Below are 17,971 nucleotides of genomic sequence, written 5' to 3'. Positions count from 1 at the left end.
ATTAGGAAACGATCATATCCTAATTTTGCCCGTCGGAGCGCGTCAAGCGTCAATGCGACTTTTCTTGCAGGGACTGATTTCAGGCGCTCAGGGGATTATATTTTGATTTTTTTTATTAAAAAGTCGATAAAAATTCGGCATTTAAGACGAATGCGATGGTCGCCTGCATAGACTATCGTAATATCTTGAGTCGGTAAGGCGTAGTCCGCAAAAAGCTGAATCAGCTTGCCTGCTTCACGCTCCTGGCGAACCATCCATTCAGGAAGAATGGCAACGCCAAGACCGGCGATAGCCATTGATTTAATGGCGGTTGACGAGTTGGAGTGGTATTTCGCTATGGCGCGTATTTCTGTGGACGTTCCGTCTTTATGACACAGCGTCCACTGCGTCGGCGTCTGTAAATTACTGTTAGCAATCCAGGGTGCGGTGTTTAAATCCTTGATGGAGCGTAATGGATTATTTTCCAGCCATTCAGGCGAGGCGACCAGCAAAATATCATAGCTGGCTAACTTTCGACTTTTTAATTCCGAATCACGTAGTGTGCCAAGGCGAATAGCTAAATCAAGGCGATCGGAAACTAAATCATTCAGAGATGAGTCTGCGTAAAAATTAATACCCAGGTTAGGGTGTAGCTGGCAGAACTCCCCAGTCAGCGGAATGATATATTGTTCGCCGAACTCCGTGGTTGAAGTAATATTTAACGCGCCAGAGAGCGACCGATGGCTGTCAGATACATTTTCCAGTGAGCTCTGGATGTTAATGAAGATTTCGCAGAAATCTCTGTATAGCGCTTCGCCCGCTTCAGTCAGGATAATACCGCGAGAGTTGCGAATTAACAGCTGAACTTTAAGCGCTTCTTCGAGCGATTTGACATGAATGCTCGCCATGGCTTTGCTGATAAAGAGACGTTCTGCCGCGCGCGTAAAGGAACCGCAGTCGACCACCGCGATAAATGTCTGGATTCGGTTTAAATGGTTAAACATTAACTGTTAATTTTAAGTAAACACCGCGTTTAATTTAATTTAATCGAATCTCAACGTCAAGCCGCCTTAGACTCCGCGTCGGAGGTCACAATGACGTATCGCTATCGCATTGCTTGTGTTTTTCTTGCTGGTTTTTTTATCGACTGTATCAATATATTTATGTCGGCTATCGCCTTGCCTGACATATCGCGCGAGTTACAGGTCTCAGCTTCCAGCGTTGCCTGGGTGGCTAATAGCTATATTCTTGGTTTAACACTTATTATTCCGCTTAGCCACTGGCTTGCCAGCCGCTTTGGCGCGCGTCTGACGATGACAGCTTCAATGCTGATATTCTCTGCTGGCGCACTGCTCTCTGGATTTGCCGACCACTTTGGCAGCCTGGTGTTATTCCGCTTTATCCAGGGTGTAGGCGGAGGCTTACTGATTCCCGTAGGGCAGGCGTTAACCTTTGGCCTGTTTAAAAAGGATGAAAGAGCCAAAATTTCTACGCTGGTGATGGCTGTCGCCCTTATCGCTCCAGCCATTTCACCGGCTGCTGGCGGGGCAATTGTCGACCATTTCTCCTGGCGCTGGGTCTTTCTCTGCAATATTCCTTTTAGCCTCGTGACTGCTGCGCTGGCGCTGCTGTGGATCAAATCTGAAAAAAGCGTGGCGCCACGGCCCGATATCATCGGCCTGATCATTATCAGTCTGGCGCTGACGGCTCTGCTGTCAGGCATGTCCTTATATGCTGATTCTGCTCACCAGAGCTTGCCTTTGGGGCTGGTTCTGGCGGGCATAACGCTGGCTTTTGCTTATGTGCTGCACTACCGCCGCCAGGCTAACCCTGTGCTGGATTTAAGCGTGCTTGGAAACGCGCATATGCGTTTTTCGGTCATCGTTTATTACGCGGTGCCGGGCATCTTTACCGGGGTCAATCTGCTTAATATTTTTTTCGTGCAGGAGGTGCTGGGCTGGACAGCGAGCGAAACGGGTCTGCTGATGGTGCTCTACGCCGGCGGATCGTTCTGCGCGATGACGCTTTGCGGCCGTTTGTATAACCGCACCGGCGCCGCACCCCTTTTTCTTGCTGGTCTACTGCTTCACGCCGCCGGTATTGCGATGCTGTCGGTCACCGAGGCGTCACACGATCTTCTGTTTCTTGTTGGCGCTTATCTGCTCATGGGAACCGGCGGCGGTATAGCGGCCAATACCGCACAGACCACCGCGATGATGGATTTTGAAGGGGATCGCCTTGCACGCGCCAGCACTATCTGGAATCTGAACCGGCAAATTTCTTTCAGCACAGGCGCAGCGGTTTTTACCCTGTTATTCAATATTTTGCAGAAGTCCACAACGATGACGTCAGCTTACCATTCCGCGTTTCTTATTGCCGCCGGGCTAGGGTTACTTCCTCTGCTCGGGCTCATCAATCTTACCCAAAAATCGGAGGTCTTATGCGATCGGAAAGAGAGTTAATCGCCCATTACAGCGTGACTGAACTGCATCAGTGGATTGAAGAGGTATTTACCGGGCGCGCTGGGTATCCCTCAGCCCTTGATCGGCTGCTCGCCAGCTTCAGCGACGCTTTCAGCATGGTTACTATGAAGGGACAGCCTGTCGGCTTATCCGAAGTGGAAAGCCTGTTCCGTAACAACACAGGAATACGGCCAGACCTGCGTATTGAGACGGACGCCTGCGAAACGCTCGACCAGTCGGAAACGTCGGTAACCTGTCGCTATCGCGAAACGCATTATGAAAATGGCGCCGCGCATGTCCGCTGGTCGATCGCCATTATTGAGTTTGAGTCAGGCCGGCCTCGCTGGCGCTACCTGCAAGAAACGGCGGTAGCGGAATCATTATGAAGCGTTTTGTCATCACGACTATTCGTTCTCTGGGCGAAGCCGTTCGGGAATTCACTCTCGACGCGGATAACAATGAGCTGGCTTTGCTCACGCCGGGAGCGCACTACCGCTGGCAAATGCCTGACGCGATCGGCGCGCGGTGTTATTCCTGCGTCATGCTGGAACTGCCCGCGACCGCGCTGACGTTTGCTGTGCGACTCTCGCCGGACTCGTTGAGCAGCGGCTATCTGTCAGGTCTGGCGGAGGGGGACATCGTCACTCTGGAGGGGCCGTTCAATCATTTCCCGCAGCTATCCGCGCCGTTGGATGGAAGAGATATCGTTATCGCCGGGGGGATTGGGATAACGCCCCTGACGGGGATCGTCACGCGTCTGGTCGCCGCCGGGCGCCAGCCTGAATGCCATTACTTTGCCTCTTCTCGATCCCATGCGGCTTACTGGGATCGCCTGGAAAGTCTGACGCAAGAGAGATTTCGTTTGCACACCTCAGAAGGCCCACGCATCACTATTGAGGCGTTGCTGGGTAAGCTGCAGCGCAACGATCGCATTCACGTTTGCGGACCGGCGCGTTTATTGAATGCGGTGCTGGACTACTGCGATGCCCATGATTTTCCCCGCAGCCATCTTGCATTTGAAATCTTTAACGCTCTTCCCACTGAGGCTGAAACGGACGGTTATGAGGTCGAGGCGACAGAGACGGGGATAAGGTTTCAGGTCACTCGCGGTCAGTCTCTGCTGGACGCGCTGGAAGAGGCCGGTCTGGAGCCCCTTTACGATTGCCGACGGGGGGAATGCGGACTCTGCGCGCTTGAGGTCGTTGAGGGAGAAGTCGAGCACCGCGACTTTATTATGACGCCGCAGGAAGCGGCAACCAGCCGGACAATTTATCCCTGCGTTTCCAGAGCTAAAGGAAGCGTTCTCAAATTAGCTTTATGAGTTAAGCCATGAATCTCAACAATCTTTTTCGCGGCAGCGAAATCCATAAATCCGCCTACCTTGATCAGACGCTTTTTCTCACGGAGCAAAAAACTGTCTTTGCGCACAGCTGGCTTTACCTGTGCCACGCCAGTCAACTCCCCGCTGCGGGGGATTATGTTACCGTTGAGCTTGCTGCTCAGCCCCTGGTCGCTATTCGTCAAAAAGCAGGTGACATCACCGTCTTGTTTAACCGGTGCCCGCATAAAGGCGTCAAGGTTTTAGCCGAATCCTCAGGCAACTGCGGTCGCTTTCTACGCTGTCCTTACCATGCATGGACGTTTAAGCCGACAGGTGAACTGCTGAGCATTCCTGTGAAAAATGAATACGATCCCTGTGTGATGTCCGCGTGTGAAGCAGGCCAGGGCATGGCGCGAGTCGAAAACGTCGTCAATTATCGCGATTTCATTTTTGTGCGTCTGAGTCAGCACGGCCTCTCTTTTGAAGCGTTTTACGGCGAGGCGCTTTCTACTCTGGACAATATGGTCGATCGCTCTCCAGCTGGCCAACTTCGTGTCGTTGGCGCGCCGCTGCGCCACCGCCATCGATGCAACTGGAAAATGGTCATGGACAATCAGACTGACACTTGCCATCCCATGGTGGCGCATGAATCCTCAGCAGGTGAAGCCGTCAATCTCTGGGCGCAGTCAGCGCGGCAGGCTGAACAGCCGATGGCGGTGGAACTCTTTTCTCCGTTCATGTCGTCGCACGCTTTCTTTGCTGAAATGGGGATTCGCATCTGGCCAAACGGACACGGACATACGGGAACCCGTAATTCAATCCACAAAGATTATTCAGCCATCCCCGGTTACTGGGAAAGTATGGTTGAAAGCTATGGCGAAACCCGGGCCCGGCAAATTCTCGATGATACGCGGCACAATACCGTCTACTTCCCCAACCTGATGGTAAAAGGCCCAATACAAACCCTTCGCATCATTCGTCCCGTGTCGGCCACCGAGACCCTGGTCGAATCCTGGATACTGGAACTGGTTGGCGCACCGCAACAGATGCTGGAACGAACCGTTCAGTATAACAACCTGATCAATTCCCCCTGTTCAATGGTGGCGCATGACGATGTAGAGATGTATGAACGCGCGACCGAGGGGCTGCAAAGCCAGGCCAGTGAGTGGGTCAATATCGCACGTCTTTATCAGGCGGATGAGCAATGGAACCGCACGGCCGTCACTTCAGGAACCAGTGAGATTGCAATGAGAAACTTCTATGCCATGTGGCAGCATATGCTGGAGGGACATCATGTCTCCTGAACATGTTTATAAGCTGCTGACCGACCTGATCTATAACGAAGCCGAACTGCTGGACGAGCAAAATTATGATGCCTGGATGGCGCTTCTCTCTGAGGATTACACCTGGTGGATGCCGCTGCGTCATGGTCAGCCTGATCCTTTAACCGAGTCTTCGCTGCTTTATGAGGATCGTTTTGTCACGCAACTACGCGTTAATCGCCTGCGCAACGCGCGTAATTTTTCTCAACAGCCAAAGAGCCGCAGTCAGCACCTTTTACAGCGGCCGGTGATTGCCTGGCGCGAAGGCGAGCCAAAGGCTGCGGCCGCTACTCAGGTCATCTACAGCGAAAGCCGCGGCGAGCAAGAGTGGCATTACGCTGCCCGCATTGAGCATGCGTTTCGTCTGGTGGAAGGGCAATGGCTAATCGCTGCGCGCAAAACGATTTTGCTTAATCTTGAACGTCCTCTCGACAGCCTCCAGTTGATCATCTGAGAACACCTATGACATCTCCATCACATGAAAACGGGGCGGCGCATGCTTTCCCCTATATTGATACGCTATTTGATTACGGTGATTTTCTTGCGCGAGCGCAGTCGCAGGGAGGCATCGGCCAGTGTCCAGAGAGCGAAAGCGCGCCTCGCGTCGCTATTATTGGCGCCGGCTTAAGCGGGTTGATCGCCGCGCGTGAATTGCTTCGGGCGGGAATACGCCACGTGACGCTGTTTGAGGCTGAGCAGGGCGGCTATGGCGGTCGACTGCTCAGCCAGCGCTTTGATCCTTCCATGCCGCACTATATTGCCGAAATGGGGGCTATGCGCTTTCCTCCCACGGAAGTCGGGCTGTTTCACTATTTAAACCATTTCGATATTAGTACCGCATCCGCTTTTCCAGACCCTGGCATTGTCGATACCGAAATCCACTATCAGGGAGAGGCATTTGCCTGGCGCGCTGGCGCGCCGCCGCCCGCGCTGTTTCAGAAAGTCGATAAAGGATGGCGGTCGTTTATAAAAGAGGGTCTGACCCTGGATAACGGCAAGGTGCTGGTTGCGCCCGCCGCCATTACGCAGGCGCTGAAAGAGGGAAGGCTCGCAGACGCAAAAGAGGCGTGGCAATGTTATCTGGATCTCTTTGGCGACAGCTGTTTTTACTCGGCTCTGGTTCGCATTTTCACCGGCAAAAATCCGCCCGGCGGGGAGGCCTGGCTTAAACCCACCGATTTTGCCCTGTTTGGCTCGCTTGGCATCGGCTCCGGTGGTTTTCAGCCCGTTTTCCGCGCTTCTTTTATTGAGATCATGCGGCTGGTTGTCAATGGTCTGGAAGAGGATCAGCGGCTGGTGCCGGCAGGGATTGCTACGCTCACTCATCGCATGGGCGAAGAGCATATTGACGGACAGCCGCTGTCGGACCGCATCCGCTATCAAAAAGTCACGGCTATCGTAGAACGTGACGATAAGCTGTTCGACGTTGTGACCGCCGAGGGGGGTGCTACGCTGTTTGACCGCGTCATTGTTACGGTATCGACGCGCGCGATGCAGATCGCTTTAAAGCTCTCTCAGCGTCCGCAGTGGCTCTCGCCAGAGGTCTCGCGAGCGATAAATGAGACGCATCTTATCGGTTCGTCGAAGCTTTTCTTGCTTACCCGGGACAAGTTTTGGCTAAAAGAGAAACTGCCGCACACCATCCTGACAGATACGCTCGCGAAAGGGGTCTACTGCCTTGACTATCAGCCAGGCGATCCCGACGGACACGGCGTCGTGCTCATCAGCTATACGTGGGAAGATGATTCGCACAAGCTGGTTACGCTGAAGGATAAAGAGACTCGTCTGGCAAGGCTTGTCGAGGAGCTCAGCCAGACCGCGCCAGACTTCGCCCGCCACCTTGTTCCAATGAATAACGATCCAAAATTTATTCTGGAGTATGACTGGCTGACCAATCCTCTCTCGATGGGGGCGTTCAAGCTGAACTATCCGGGCGACGACCGTTACTCAGAAGCGCTTTTTTTCCAGTTCCAGAGCGCCGTCAAACCTGAAACCGACAGAGGAATATACCTCGCAGGATGCAGCTGCTCCTTTACCGGAGGGTGGGCGGAAGGGGCCGTACAGACGGGGATCAATGCCGCGTGCGCCGCTATCTCTAGTCTGGGTGGTTCGTTGCTACCTTATAATCCGCTGCACGCCATGGCGCGCCATTTTCACTACTGAGAGCGACACGTTCATGCTGACTAAACAACCTGGCTCTTTGGCCGCTGAGGTGGCCTCGAATCGTCACCCGACTGGATTAAAAGAGAATCATCTGTACCGACTGGAACGCTACCGTGAAACGCTGTCGCTTAATGCTTTTATTGCTTATGATCCGCAGCGTTTGAACGGTGACGCGGTACCTGCAGAGAGCACCCGCGCGCCTCTTTTTGGACTGCCTTTTTCCTGTAAAGACAACATCAACGCTCGCGGATTCGCGACGACAGCAGGTACGCCGGGACTGGCCGATTTCCTTCCTGAAAAAGACGCCCCCGTTGTTGCACGCTTAATCGAGCAGGGCGCAGTGCTGTGCGGCAAAATAATATGCATGAATTATCGTTTGGCGTGACCTCATGTAACGGCACCTGGGGCACGGTAGGCAATCCCGTTCATCCCGGACATCTTGCTGGCGGAAGCAGCGGGGGGTGCGCGGCTGCCGTTGCTGCCGGCGCCAGCGCTTTTGCCGTCGGGACCGACACCGGGGGATCGGTGCGTATTCCGGCCTCGCTGTGCGGTCTGTCAGGGTTCCGTCCGACCACCGGACGCTACGCATCTGTCGGCATCGTGCCGGTTTCCCACACTCGGGATACGCCAGGCTTTATTGCGCCCGGCGTTTCCGATATCGTGCTGCTCGACGCCGCCCTCATGGGTGAAAAACCGGTTGAGCCAGTTATGCCGCGCCGCGTGGGGATTCCTGAGCGCTTTCTGTGGCAGGAACTGGATATATCGGTAGAGAAGCGATGCCGGGAGGCAGTCGCCAGGCTTGAGGCTCAGGGCGTGGAGGTCATCAGACTTGATGACAGCCATCTTGGTGAACTCAATGCGTCAGTTCAGTTTGCCGTTCCGTTTTATGAGTTTTTTATCGATTTCCCTCGATTTCTGCTGGCTGAAGGGCTCGAATGGCGATTTCACTCCATTCTGGAACAGCTGAGCGATGACCAGGTATGTAATCTTCTTCAACGGCAGCTGCAGCAGTGCAGCGTTTCCTGGGATGACTATCTGGCAGGCCTTTGTACGACAGGTGATGTGCGCACCGCCTGGCAAGAGATGTTTTCTGAACATCAGCTTGATGTTTTACTTTACCCAACCGTGAGCTGCGCAGTGCCGCGCCTGACAGACGCGCACGATCCGGCTGTTTTTGAAAAACTGGTTCGCAATACGGATATCGCAAGCAGTGCAGGCGCGCCCAGTCTGACTTTGCCGGTTGGAAGAGCAGGCGAACTCTCCGTCGGCCTTTCTGTGGATGGTCTGCCAGGCGAGGATCGCCAGCTAATGAGTTATGCTCTGGCCGTCGCTCGCCTGGTGCAGGCTTAATATTTTTTATCGGAATACGTAATGACAGAAATAGCATTAACCCAGCGTCAGCCTTCAGTATGGTGGGGCGCGATGATTATCTGCGGGACGGTAGTTGGCGCCGGTATGTTTACGCTGCCTGTAGTCATGGCCGGCGCCTGGTTCGGCTGGTCGCTGCTGATACTGCTAGTAAGTTGGGGATGTATGCTGCTGTCGGGACTGCTGTTTCAGCAGGCGAGCCGCTATTTTCCGCTCGGGTCTGGCTACGACACCTTAACCCGATCGCTGTTAGGACGCCGGTGGGCCGCGCTAAACGGCCTGAGCATCCTGTTTGTACTCGGCATCCTGACCTATGCCTATATTTCAGCCAGCGGGCCGGTCTATCAGCATTCGCTTAACAGCGCCGGTCTGCCTGTCTCCACCGCGGGCGCGAAAGTAATCCTCACGCTGTGCGTCGCCATCGTCGTCTGGCTGGGCACAAAAGGGGTCAGCAGGATCATGACCTTCTGCGTGCTGGCCAAACTTCTGCTGCTGGTCACGCTCTTCGGCGGGCTGCTCACGCAGGTCGATCTGCTTACGCTTGCCGACGCCGGCAACGGCGAGGGCGGCTACTGGCCCTATGCGTTCGGCGTCCTGCCGTTTTGCCTCGCCTCGTTTGGCTATCATGGCAATATTACTGGCCTGATAAGCTACTATGGCGGCGAGCAGAAGCAGGTCAGGCGCGCGCTGGTGTTCGGCACCCTGATGTCGCTGATTATCTATCTGTTCTGGATGACCGGTACGATGGGCAATCTGCCGCGCGCCGCATTTCCCGCCGTGGTGGCGGCTGGTGGAGATATCGCCGCGCTGCTCGCCGCCTTACGCGATCGCCTGCATGTCGGCGCGCTGAGCTTTATGATGACGCTGTTTTCCCATTTTGCGGTGATTGCTTCGTTTTTGGGCGTAACGGCTGGCCTGTTTGATTTTATCGCCGATCGCCTGAAGCTCGGCGACACGCCGCTGGCGCGCTTTAAGGTAGCTCTGCTGACCTTTGTGCCCGCGCTGAGCGCTTCATTATGGTTTCCAGACGGCTTTCTCGCCGCTATCGGCTTCGCCGGGCTGTTCGCCACGCTCTGGGCGGTGATTGTGCCGGCCTTACTCTATATCAAAGCGCGCAGGCGCTTTGCCAGTGAGGAAAAAGCAGGGGCGCTAAGCACCTTTGCGCCGGCGATAGTGATAGCTTTTGGCGTGTTGAATATTCTGGCGTGGACGCTGAGCTGGCTCGGTATGTTGCCAGTTTTCAGCGGATAGCGCGCAGGGCGTTTTAACGACGGGCCTGCTGCAATTAGCGCTCGGGGCGGCTCGCAATTAAGCGGGTGCGCACTTCATTTAATATAATGGGTGTTACGCGCCCAGGCGGATCGGCACTCGTCGCCGGAACGCCCCGAAGGCCGCAAAAGAATCGGTAATCCGGGCGAGAAACAGCCCGGTTTTATGTTGCTAATTTATTAAAAAATACCAGTTCTGATTTGGGCGCGTTTTCACGTCGAAAGGCCCGTTTTACACACTTTCCTGAAAGCTACCAGCAAGTGGTAACGCCGCGATCATCCTTGCGGCAGGTTGTGTAAGTGCCGTCTGCGTGCCTCGTCGTGATGTAGCCGCGATCGTCTACCCTGGTCGTGTCGCCATTACTGCCGTATGTCACTCCATCAATGGTACGCCAGTCATTGCCCTTGTTGTCGCTAACTTTGCCGTTTGAGTCGCGACGGTAAATAGTGCCATCGCTGCTGGTCGTTACACCACGGTCATCAGTTCGATAATCTTTGCCGTTGTCGCAACTGGTTTTCCCGTAGGAATCCGTGCGGCAGGTAGTCTGGCTGTTGGCTGCTGTAGAAATCGCGGTAAAAGCCAAAATAAACAAGGTGCGTTTAAGGACGCACTGGAGGAATCTGTTAGTCACTGTGGTGCCTTTTAAGTTAAGTTTCCTGTAATACGCAAAGGGTAGCGGCCTTTTCTTTTTACTTTATATTGCTGTGCTTTCAACTCACAGTAGAGTATCAAGCGATGCTGTTACGCGCTCATAACTTGCAAACAGGCCATCCTGCAATGCCTGCTGGTAAGCTGTGGGCTGACGTGAGGTTGCATGAGCAGCAAGGGCGTTACTGTAAAATTCTTGTTCGGCTTTTAACCGCTGAATTTCTTTTTCTTTTGGCATAATTGTTTCTCCATGAATATGCACTCCCAAGAATCATTTCTGGTTCCAGGAGTATAGAACACATCCGTTAATCGTTTTACGATTATTGAGTGGCGCGGTACTGGAGAAACTGCTGTTCTGCCCAATCAGGAAAAAAGAATGGCGCGGCATAATGGCGTCAGAGGATTTTCTGTTGCAGCCAGGCAGTAACGTCACCGGCGGTATTGATAAAGTCGAATAGGATGATCAGTTGTTCCAAGGCGAAGCTGGCATGAACTAGCTCACGTTCAAACGTATGTATCAGCCCTGCGCCGTCCAGAAGCTGCTGAGTAATGGCATAATTAGCCAGAAACTCATGCGCCATTGTATTGCGCTGACGCGCGAATGATTTTAGGCAAGTATTATAGTCCGAGCGCAGCCCCAGCTTCTCAAGCTCAACGCGCGTTCGGCCTAACGTGAGTCTTTCTAATTCCTTTTCAGAAAGGCTATAGCCCGGAAGAGAAACAAGAATTTTTTTCAGGCCAAACTCCAGCAATTGCGCCTTGCCCATAAACAGCCCAAACCGCTCGATGAAGGGTTTACCTGTATAGATTTCGAGTCCGGCATGAATCTTATCCTGAAGTTCCTTGCCGCCCAGTGTATCATTAGCCATGTGCCTTTCCTTTATCTAAAGTTGACAGTCATATCTATCGGCACGAGGCGGCAGAATGTTAAGTGCAGTTTGGCGTAACGGATATGGTCGGTTTGACGTCCTGCTGCCTCTTGGAGCATCCGGCCCCCTTTATGATTTTCGTTAAAAAGGAAAAATGAGAAATCTATGTTTAGCTATCTTTTAAAAAGAGAATCATTATCCGTGGCAGGTATGACGGCTGCCTTGTATGCCGCTGTATACTTTTATGAAAGGGGCGCTGCCAGTGAGCTAAATATACCACTAGAACTAATAACGCTCAGCATACCTACAATAAGTAATGATATTATGATAATATTTTTCTTTTCATTTCCTATAGTTACGATTTCTATCGTGCTACTTATGTGGGCAAAGGGCAACAAAAAGAAAAAAGCCGCTGCACATTTAGGAATAAGCGGTGTTTATTTGGTTGCATCATACCTGATGCTAAAATTTCCGCTCAAAGATCTACCGTTTGTTGGATTTTTTGCTCTCCTTCTTTTGATCCCTTTAAGCCATTGGATGCCGTTAGATTCTGAAAAAGAAGCTATTTCGTTTGAAGAGGGTAATATCGCGACTTTTGGTGTTCAGATTATCAATATTGCAGCAACCCTATTCTTTTTCTCTTTTACTTTTATATCGTTGGGCAGATCATCTGTTCACGACAACGAGTTGACAACGTTTGTGAAGGATAATAAGGAATATGCAATCGTAAAAGTATATGACGAGAACGTTTTTACCTGGAGTGTCGTTAACGGGAAAATCATACGCCGCCTTACTTATTTTCGCATGGAGAACATTAATGGGCTTGAATTCAATCAAAAAAATTTAAAAGTGATATAAAAAATAAGGAATAATATATTTCAGTATGGATGGATGAAGGCCAAGGATGCCTGAGGGGATTTGGAACAGGTAGGAAAGGCCGCTATTGCGGCCTTTTTGTAGAGGCGAGTTATCAGACTTTATTGATCGATAATATCTCTTCGGTTTCGTTGGATTCGTCAGTTACGAACTCAACTTCCGCGAATGCCCGACAGGGCCATTCAGGCCGGAGGCGCAGTTCAGCCGCGTGGCTTCGCATGTCTACAGTGCCGACCGGCCGTAGCAACAGAGTCGCATATTGCTGGAGAGCGCCACCGCGACATACTGGGATGGTTATTACGGTCGGCCGTAAAGGGCGCCGAGGCGGTTTGCACTATTTCAACGCGCCGACAGCGTTCGGCGCTTTTAAGTCCGATAGCCGACATGACGAACGGCGCTGTGGCAGATGGCGGCGTTTAGGTGATGAGAAAAGAAGAGGGAAGAGAGAAACAGCGTCTTGGCCATCAGTGATATCCTATTTAACATAATCATGATTATGCGCACTTAAAGGTATCAGGCCAGCATCCGACGTTGCGCCGGACTTATTTTCCTGAAACAGATTTCAATCCGCTTTTTGCCCCTGATATTAACGGGTTAAACCCGCTTCCTTCAACATGCCCAACTGCATTGCATTTGAATTTATTTAAATGCAATATTCTGCTATTCATGACTTAACGCTACGCCATACATGAAAATAAGCGCCCTGACTGAGCGACTCTCGCAGAAAATCGTTGGCCTGATCGATACCGGCAACATTGCACCGGGCGCGCACCTGAGCGTGCCTAAACTGGCCGAAACCTTTGACGTCTCGCGCTCGCCGGTACGCGAGGCGCTGGTCTATCTCGAACAAAAAGGCGTTCTGCAGCAAAAGCTCAACCGCGGCTTTTTTGTCAAAGAGGATTATGCGCCACAGCAGCATGACGAAGCGGCGCCTGCCGACGGCAGCGACCTGCCGGAATATTATCAGCTGGCGGAAGACTGGCTGCAGGACAATATCGACGCGGAAGTCACCGAACTCTATCTGATGAAGCGCTACAACCTGACCAAAAGCCAGCTCTCGACGCTGCTGGCGCGCGGCATCAGCGAAGGCTGGGTTGAGCGAAAACAGGGTTACGGCTGGCGTTTTTTGCCGGTGGCGAAAACCAAAGCGGCGCTGGAGCATATTTTTAGCTTTCGCATGGTGATTGAGCCGATGGCGATTCTGGAACCGACCTTTAACGCGCCGCAGGAGAAGATCGACGAAATACGCCGCGAGCTGGAGATGCTGCTCGACAACGGCATTGAGCGACTCTCGCCAAAACAGCTGCAGCTTGCTGGCTACCGCTTTCACGAGACGGTAATCGCCTTCTCTAATAACCCCTTCTTCGAGATCTCGCTGCGCAACGTCAACCGCATGCGCATGCTGATGGACTACCGCATTATGGACGACCGCAGCCGCTATTACGCCGAAGTCAAAGACCACCTGCGCCTGCTGGGGCTGATTGAGTCGGGGCAGCGTATCGAAGCCTCCTATATGATGAAGCAGCATCTGGCGGTGGCGCTGGAAAATAAAAAAATGCGCCGCATCATTCCGGAAACCTGAATCAAAAACCGCTTACCGCTGTGCCTCAGAAGGCCATGCATAGCTGAAATGCCCACCTCAAGAACCCTTTCTTATCAGCTCCGATCGTAACGCATAGTCAGCCTTTCAGGGTTTGCTGGATAACAAAGGGCAAGATGCCGCCGTGCAGCAGATAAGCAAGCTCCTGCTGTGAGTCAATCACCGCCGTCAGCGCAAACTCGCCGAGCAGCCTGCTGTCCCGACTGATACGCAGCTGTAGCGGCGTGCTGCCGGGCTGTAAATTCTCCAGCCCGATAAAGTCCAGCGTTTCGCTGCCGTCCATTTCCGGCAGACGCGCCGCCTCGCCCGCGCCGTAGTGCAGCGGCAGGATCCCCATGCCAATCAGATTGGTGCGATGGATGCGCTCAAAGCTCTCCGCCACGACCGCCTTAACGCCCATCAGCGCCTGCGCTTTCGCCGCCCAGTCGCGACTGGAGCCGGCGCCGTAGCGTTCGCCGGCGAACACCACCAGCGGCACGCCGCGCGCCAGCCAGCTTTGCGCCGCTTCATAAGCGGGCAGGATCTGCTGGTGATCGGCATCCCAGGCGAACCCGCCGCCGCCGCGTTTTTCCGGCGGCAGCAGCCGGTTCGCCAGCGCCTTGTTGGTGAAAGCGCCGCGCACCATCACCTCATGATTACTGCGGCGCGTCGAGTAGAGATTGAGATCCTGCGGATCCTCATGGTGTTCCAGCAGCCATTTTCCCGCCAGGCTGGTAGGCGGAATTGCGCCAGCGGGCGAAATATGATCGGTGGTGACGTCGTCGCCGAACCACAAAAAGGGGCGCGCGTCGTGCAGCAAAAGCGACGCAGCGGGATCGCGCGGCAGACGCTGCAAATAACCGGGACGACGCAGATAGGTCGAACGCACGTCCCACGGATAGTGCATGCTGCCTGGCGCGGCGATCTGCTGCCAGTGCGGCGTACCCTGCCAGATAATCTCGCGCCGTTTAACGTAAAACTCCCGCTTCATGGCGCGCGCGACCCACTCTTCCACCTCTTCCCGCGCCGGCATTAAATCACGCATGCGGATCGGCTGCTGCTGCGCATCGTAGCCCAGCGCGTCGTTCAGCATATCGTGGGAAATATGGCCCGCCAGCGCCCAGGCGATCACCAGCGCCGGGGAAGTCAGATAACCGTGGCCCAGGCTGGGATTGACGCGGCGAGGAAAGTTACGGTTGCCCGACAGCACGCAGACCGCCTGCAACCCCTCGTTCACCAGCGACTCCATGGCGGGCTGCAGCGCGCCGGAGCTGCCGATGCAGGTCATGCAGCCGTAGCCGGTCACGTCAAAGCCGATCTTCTCCATCTCGCTCAGCAGACCGCAGGCGCTGAGATAGTCGGTGACGGCGCGCGATCCCGGCGAGAACGAGGTTTTCACCCAGGGTTTGGGCTTGAGGCCGTGCCGCGCGGCGTTGCGCGCGAACAGCGCCGCCTGGATCACCAGCCAGGGATTGGCGGTGGTGGTGCAGCTGGTAATGGCGGCGATGGCGATAGCGCCCTGCTCAACTGCCTGCGGATAAGCGGCGTGCTGCCAGCGGCGGTTACGCGCTTCGGCCTTCAGGCTGTTGCGAAAGCTCTCGGCAGCCAGGCCCAGCGGGATCTGCTGATGCGGATTCACCGGCCCCGCCATGCAGGGTTCGATGCTGCCGAGATCTAGCGCGATAAGCTGGGTGAATTCAGGCGTCGGCGTCTCCGGCGATCGCCACAGATGCTGCTCTCGCATATAAGCGTGAATAATCGTCTGCTTCTCTGCGCTGCGTCCGGTCATCTGCACATAGTCGGCGCTGCGATCGTCCCACGGGAAAAACACCACCGTGGCGCCATATTCCGGCGCCATATTGGCGATGGTGGCGCGCGACTCCAGCGGCAGCAGATGCAGCGACGGGCCGGTAAACTCGACGAACTTGCCGACCACGCCCTTTTCGCGCAGCAGCCGCGTGATATGCAGCGCCAGATCGCTGTCGCTGACGTCAGCGGCCAGCGCACCCGACAGCGAAATGCCGATCACCTCCGGAAAGCGCAGCGTGACCGGTTCGCCGACCAGCGTCGCCTGCCCTTCCAGTCCGCCGACGCCCCAGCCCAGAATGCCCAGCGCGTTAATCATCGGCGTATGGCTGTCGGTCGCCACCATGCAGTCGGCGTGCAGCAGCGGCACCTCTTCGCGCGCGTCCACCGTGACGATCTCCGCGATCGCCTCCAGGTTCATCAGGTGGATTATGCCGGTGCCTGGCGGGATGACGCGGAAGTTATCAAGGCTCTGCTCCGCCCAGCGAATAAAGCGATAGCGCTCAGCGTTGCGGCGAAAGTCGAACTGCAGATTCTGCTCCAGCGCGTCGGCGGAGGCGTAGCGTTCGACGATGACCGAGTGATCGATGGTCAGCACCGCCGGAATATGCGGATTGATGCGCTGCGGATCGCCGCCGAGTTCGGCGGTGAGATCGCGCATCGCGGCAAAGTCCGCCAGCGCTGGCAGGCAGGTGGTGTCGTGAAACATCAGGCGGTCGGGATAAAAGGCGACCTCTCCAGCCGCCTCTTCGCCCTGTAGCATGCGCAGAAAATGGGGCAGCGCCTGCGGCGAGCGCAGGGCGACGTTCTCCAGCAGAATGCGCAGGCTGAACGGCAGGCGCTGTAGCCGATCGAGCGGCAGCAGCCGGGTCAGATCGAAAAACTGAAAGGGGCGGCCATCAATGACCAGCGTTGAGCGTTCCAGAGATAAGGGCGATGTCATACAAACCTTCCGTAGCCAGATGTTGTTATGGCTACGCGCGGATGGCCGCAGCTACATGCTCTGCAAACGCCCTGGTGCCGCAGCTGCCGCCCAGATCCGGCGTGCGCGTTTCGGGATTTTCCAGCACTTCGTCGATAGCGCGGTTAATCTCCTGCGCCGCTTTCAGCAAGGTCGGCTGGGTATGCTTTTCCGCATACCATGCCAGCATCATCGCCGCCGACAGGATCATCGACACCGGGTTGGCTTTGTCCTGATTCTGGATATCCGGCGCAGAGCCGTGCTGCGCTTGCGCGCAGCAGTGAGTATCGCTGGCCATGACAGAGCCTGCCAGACCCAGGCTGCCTGAGAGTTCGCTCGCCAGATCGCTGAGGATATCGCCGTAGAAGTTAGTGGTGACCAACACGTCGAAACGCTCGGGGTTTCGCACCAGATGCGCGGTTGAGGCGTCGATCAGCAGATCGTCCAGCTCGACTTCCGGGAACGCTTTGGCGACGTCGCGCACCGCTTCGAGGAAGAGGCCGTCGGTCATATGGAAGCTATTGGCTTTATGGATCGCGGTGACTTTTTTACGGCGCTGCATCGCCAGCTCAAACGCCTTGCGCGCGATGCGCTCAGAGCAGTGGCGGGTAATTTTACGCGTTGAAAGCGCCATGTCCGGGCTCGGCATCACTTCGCCCCAGCCGCGCGACATATTGCGATCGGGATAGAAGCCTTCGGTCGCCTCGCGCATGATCACCAGATCCATGGTCTTGCCCTCTTTCATATTCGAGGTCAGGAACGGGCGGGTACGCGCCGGGCGCACGTTGGCGTAGAGGTCAAGGCCGATGCGGAAACCGGCGGAGACGTTGCGTCCGCCCTTTTCCGGCGCCGGGTAGTCGGCGTGCGACTGGGTGCCGAGAATAATGCCGTCATAGGTTTTGGCTTTATCCAGCAACGCCTGACGCAGCGTGGTGCCGTGTAGCTCCAGGCTTTTAAAGCCGACATCCTCATAGTCAAACGCAAAACCCAGGCCGTAGACTTTGTCCAGCGCGTTCAGCACGGTTACCGTAGCTGAGGTGATTTCAGGGCCGATGCCGTCACAAGGCAGAACCAAAATACGCATATATGCTCCACAAGAAGCGGCTTTTTGTTGCATTTTTATATCAATAAATGCACTAATTGCGAAGTGATTGCGGTCACATTTATCGCACAATAAAATCACTCTCGCTCAGGATTATCGGCGTGCAACAGCCTACTCTGTTAATCCACGTTTATATTCTGGTTATTCTGGTGTGGAGATTTGAAATAACCACAGGCCGTGATCCATGTTGCAAATAGCCTTTGATCTTCTTTGCATATGTACATAATCAAAAGCAGTATGAGTCGC

15 protein-coding genes and 1 pseudogene are annotated in these 17,971 nt (G+C 54.6%); 10 read left to right on the top strand and 6 right to left on the bottom strand.

Annotated elements, in window-relative coordinates; translation table 11 throughout:
• Window positions 1-95 precede the first annotated feature (95 nt).
• Entirely contained in the window at window positions 96-983 is an 888-nt protein-coding gene (locus AC6I7Z_RS21160; RefSeq protein ID WP_497815760.1) for a LysR family transcriptional regulator, read from the bottom strand.
• Between the two features lie 90 nt (window positions 984-1,073).
• Here AC6I7Z_RS21160 and AC6I7Z_RS21155 point away from each other — a divergent pair, with 90 nt between their 5' ends.
• The 8 genes and pseudogenes from AC6I7Z_RS21155 to AC6I7Z_RS21120 all read left to right on the top strand — a co-directional run bounded on the left by AC6I7Z_RS21155 (window position 1,074) and on the right by AC6I7Z_RS21120 (window position 9,866).
• Complete coding sequence (locus AC6I7Z_RS21155) at window positions 1,074-2,441, top strand: MFS transporter (RefSeq protein ID WP_497815759.1); 1,368 nt, start codon at window positions 1,074-1,076, stop codon at window positions 2,439-2,441.
• Window positions 2,420-2,827: a hypothetical protein gene (locus tag AC6I7Z_RS21150; protein ID WP_497815758.1), complete on the top strand. Its 408-nt coding sequence runs from the start codon at window positions 2,420-2,422 to the stop codon at window positions 2,825-2,827. The genes AC6I7Z_RS21155 and AC6I7Z_RS21150 overlap by 22 nt, the downstream gene beginning before the upstream one ends.
• The gene (locus AC6I7Z_RS21145; protein WP_497815757.1) at window positions 2,824-3,762 is read left to right on the top strand and encodes a flavin reductase family protein; all 939 of its coding nucleotides are present in this window, start codon (window positions 2,824-2,826) and stop codon (window positions 3,760-3,762) included. Before AC6I7Z_RS21150 ends, AC6I7Z_RS21145 begins: the two co-directional genes overlap by 4 nt.
• Before the next feature lie 8 nt (window positions 3,763-3,770).
• Window positions 3,771-5,066, top strand: a complete 1,296-nt coding sequence (locus tag AC6I7Z_RS21140; RefSeq protein WP_497815756.1) for an aromatic ring-hydroxylating dioxygenase subunit alpha — start codon at window positions 3,771-3,773, stop codon at window positions 5,064-5,066.
• Entirely contained in the window at window positions 5,056-5,538 is a 483-nt protein-coding gene (locus tag AC6I7Z_RS21135) for an aromatic-ring-hydroxylating dioxygenase subunit beta (protein ID WP_286867990.1), read from the top strand. Before AC6I7Z_RS21140 ends, AC6I7Z_RS21135 begins: the two co-directional genes overlap by 11 nt.
• 8 nt (window positions 5,539-5,546) lie before the next feature.
• Window positions 5,547-7,247 (top strand): NAD(P)/FAD-dependent oxidoreductase, encoded by a 1,701-nt coding sequence (locus AC6I7Z_RS21130; RefSeq protein ID WP_497815755.1) that lies wholly within the window; start codon window positions 5,547-5,549, stop codon window positions 7,245-7,247.
• Window positions 7,159-8,597 (top strand): annotated as a pseudogene (locus AC6I7Z_RS21125) (amidase family protein). Before AC6I7Z_RS21130 ends, AC6I7Z_RS21125 begins: the two are co-directional and overlap by 89 nt.
• Before the next feature lie 21 nt (window positions 8,598-8,618).
• On the top strand, window positions 8,619-9,866 hold the full coding sequence (locus AC6I7Z_RS21120; protein ID WP_497815754.1) for an aromatic amino acid transporter: 1,248 nt from the start codon (window positions 8,619-8,621) through the stop codon (window positions 9,864-9,866).
• Window positions 9,867-10,134: 268 nt separating this feature from the next.
• On the opposite strand, the gene AC6I7Z_RS21115 is transcribed toward AC6I7Z_RS21120, so the two are convergent.
• The 3 genes from AC6I7Z_RS21115 to AC6I7Z_RS21105 form a co-directional block, all read right to left on the bottom strand.
• The gene (locus AC6I7Z_RS21115) at window positions 10,135-10,515 is read right to left on the bottom strand and encodes a hypothetical protein (protein WP_497815753.1); all 381 of its coding nucleotides are present in this window, start codon (window positions 10,513-10,515) and stop codon (window positions 10,135-10,137) included.
• A gap of 84 nt (window positions 10,516-10,599) precedes the next feature.
• Entirely contained in the window at window positions 10,600-10,770 is a 171-nt protein-coding gene (locus AC6I7Z_RS21110; RefSeq protein ID WP_193390076.1) for a hypothetical protein, read from the bottom strand.
• Window positions 10,771-10,927: 157 nt separating this feature from the next.
• Window positions 10,928-11,401, bottom strand: a complete 474-nt coding sequence (locus AC6I7Z_RS21105) for a hypothetical protein (RefSeq protein WP_497815752.1) — start codon at window positions 11,399-11,401, stop codon at window positions 10,928-10,930.
• A 165-nt stretch (window positions 11,402-11,566) separates the two neighbouring features.
• Between AC6I7Z_RS21105 and AC6I7Z_RS21100 the strand changes: the two genes are divergently transcribed.
• Together AC6I7Z_RS21100 and AC6I7Z_RS21095 are read left to right on the top strand one after the other, a co-directional pair.
• The gene (locus AC6I7Z_RS21100; RefSeq protein WP_497815751.1) at window positions 11,567-12,259 is read left to right on the top strand and encodes a hypothetical protein; all 693 of its coding nucleotides are present in this window, start codon (window positions 11,567-11,569) and stop codon (window positions 12,257-12,259) included.
• Window positions 12,260-12,965: 706 nt separating this feature from the next.
• Window positions 12,966-13,859, top strand: coding sequence for a GntR family transcriptional regulator (locus tag AC6I7Z_RS21095; RefSeq protein WP_497815750.1), 894 nt, complete (start codon window positions 12,966-12,968; stop codon window positions 13,857-13,859).
• Between the two features lie 97 nt (window positions 13,860-13,956).
• Here AC6I7Z_RS21095 and AC6I7Z_RS21090 read toward each other — a convergent pair whose 3' ends face one another.
• Both AC6I7Z_RS21090 and AC6I7Z_RS21085 read right to left on the bottom strand, forming a co-directional pair.
• Window positions 13,957-16,605 carry an aconitate hydratase gene (locus tag AC6I7Z_RS21090; RefSeq protein ID WP_497815749.1) on the bottom strand — a complete coding sequence of 883 codons (2,649 nt, stop codon included), beginning with the start codon at window positions 16,603-16,605 and terminating at the stop codon, window positions 13,957-13,959.
• A 31-nt stretch (window positions 16,606-16,636) separates the two neighbouring features.
• Window positions 16,637-17,707 (bottom strand): isocitrate/isopropylmalate dehydrogenase family protein, encoded by a 1,071-nt coding sequence (locus AC6I7Z_RS21085; protein ID WP_497815748.1) that lies wholly within the window; start codon window positions 17,705-17,707, stop codon window positions 16,637-16,639.
• Window positions 17,708-17,971 lie beyond the last annotated feature (264 nt).

The organism is Pantoea sp. X-Soil-MYKO-1289, from assembly GCF_059730625.1.
The sequence above is the reverse complement of the archived record's forward strand: the minus strand, read 5'-3'. Positions and strand labels throughout refer to the sequence as shown.

Coding starts and splice junctions, on each gene's coding strand:
- AC6I7Z_RS21160 (WP_497815760.1), bottom strand. CDS start 983: ATGTTTAACCATTTAAACCGAATCCAGACATTTATCGCGGTGGTCGAC.
- AC6I7Z_RS21155 (WP_497815759.1), top strand. CDS start 1,074: ATGACGTATCGCTATCGCATTGCTTGTGTTTTTCTTGCTGGTTTTTTT.
- AC6I7Z_RS21150 (WP_497815758.1), top strand. CDS start 2,420: ATGCGATCGGAAAGAGAGTTAATCGCCCATTACAGCGTGACTGAACTG.
- AC6I7Z_RS21145 (WP_497815757.1), top strand. CDS start 2,824: ATGAAGCGTTTTGTCATCACGACTATTCGTTCTCTGGGCGAAGCCGTT.
- AC6I7Z_RS21140 (WP_497815756.1), top strand. CDS start 3,771: ATGAATCTCAACAATCTTTTTCGCGGCAGCGAAATCCATAAATCCGCC.
- AC6I7Z_RS21135 (WP_286867990.1), top strand. CDS start 5,056: ATGTCTCCTGAACATGTTTATAAGCTGCTGACCGACCTGATCTATAAC.
- AC6I7Z_RS21130 (WP_497815755.1), top strand. CDS start 5,547: ATGACATCTCCATCACATGAAAACGGGGCGGCGCATGCTTTCCCCTAT.
- AC6I7Z_RS21120 (WP_497815754.1), top strand. CDS start 8,619: ATGACAGAAATAGCATTAACCCAGCGTCAGCCTTCAGTATGGTGGGGC.
- AC6I7Z_RS21110 (WP_193390076.1), bottom strand. CDS start 10,770: ATGCCAAAAGAAAAAGAAATTCAGCGGTTAAAAGCCGAACAAGAATTT.
- AC6I7Z_RS21105 (WP_497815752.1), bottom strand. CDS start 11,401: ATGGCTAATGATACACTGGGCGGCAAGGAACTTCAGGATAAGATTCAT.
- AC6I7Z_RS21100 (WP_497815751.1), top strand. CDS start 11,567: ATGTTTAGCTATCTTTTAAAAAGAGAATCATTATCCGTGGCAGGTATG.
- AC6I7Z_RS21095 (WP_497815750.1), top strand. CDS start 12,966: ATGAAAATAAGCGCCCTGACTGAGCGACTCTCGCAGAAAATCGTTGGC.
- AC6I7Z_RS21090 (WP_497815749.1), bottom strand. CDS start 16,605: ATGACATCGCCCTTATCTCTGGAACGCTCAACGCTGGTCATTGATGGC.
- AC6I7Z_RS21085 (WP_497815748.1), bottom strand. CDS start 17,707: ATGCGTATTTTGGTTCTGCCTTGTGACGGCATCGGCCCTGAAATCACC.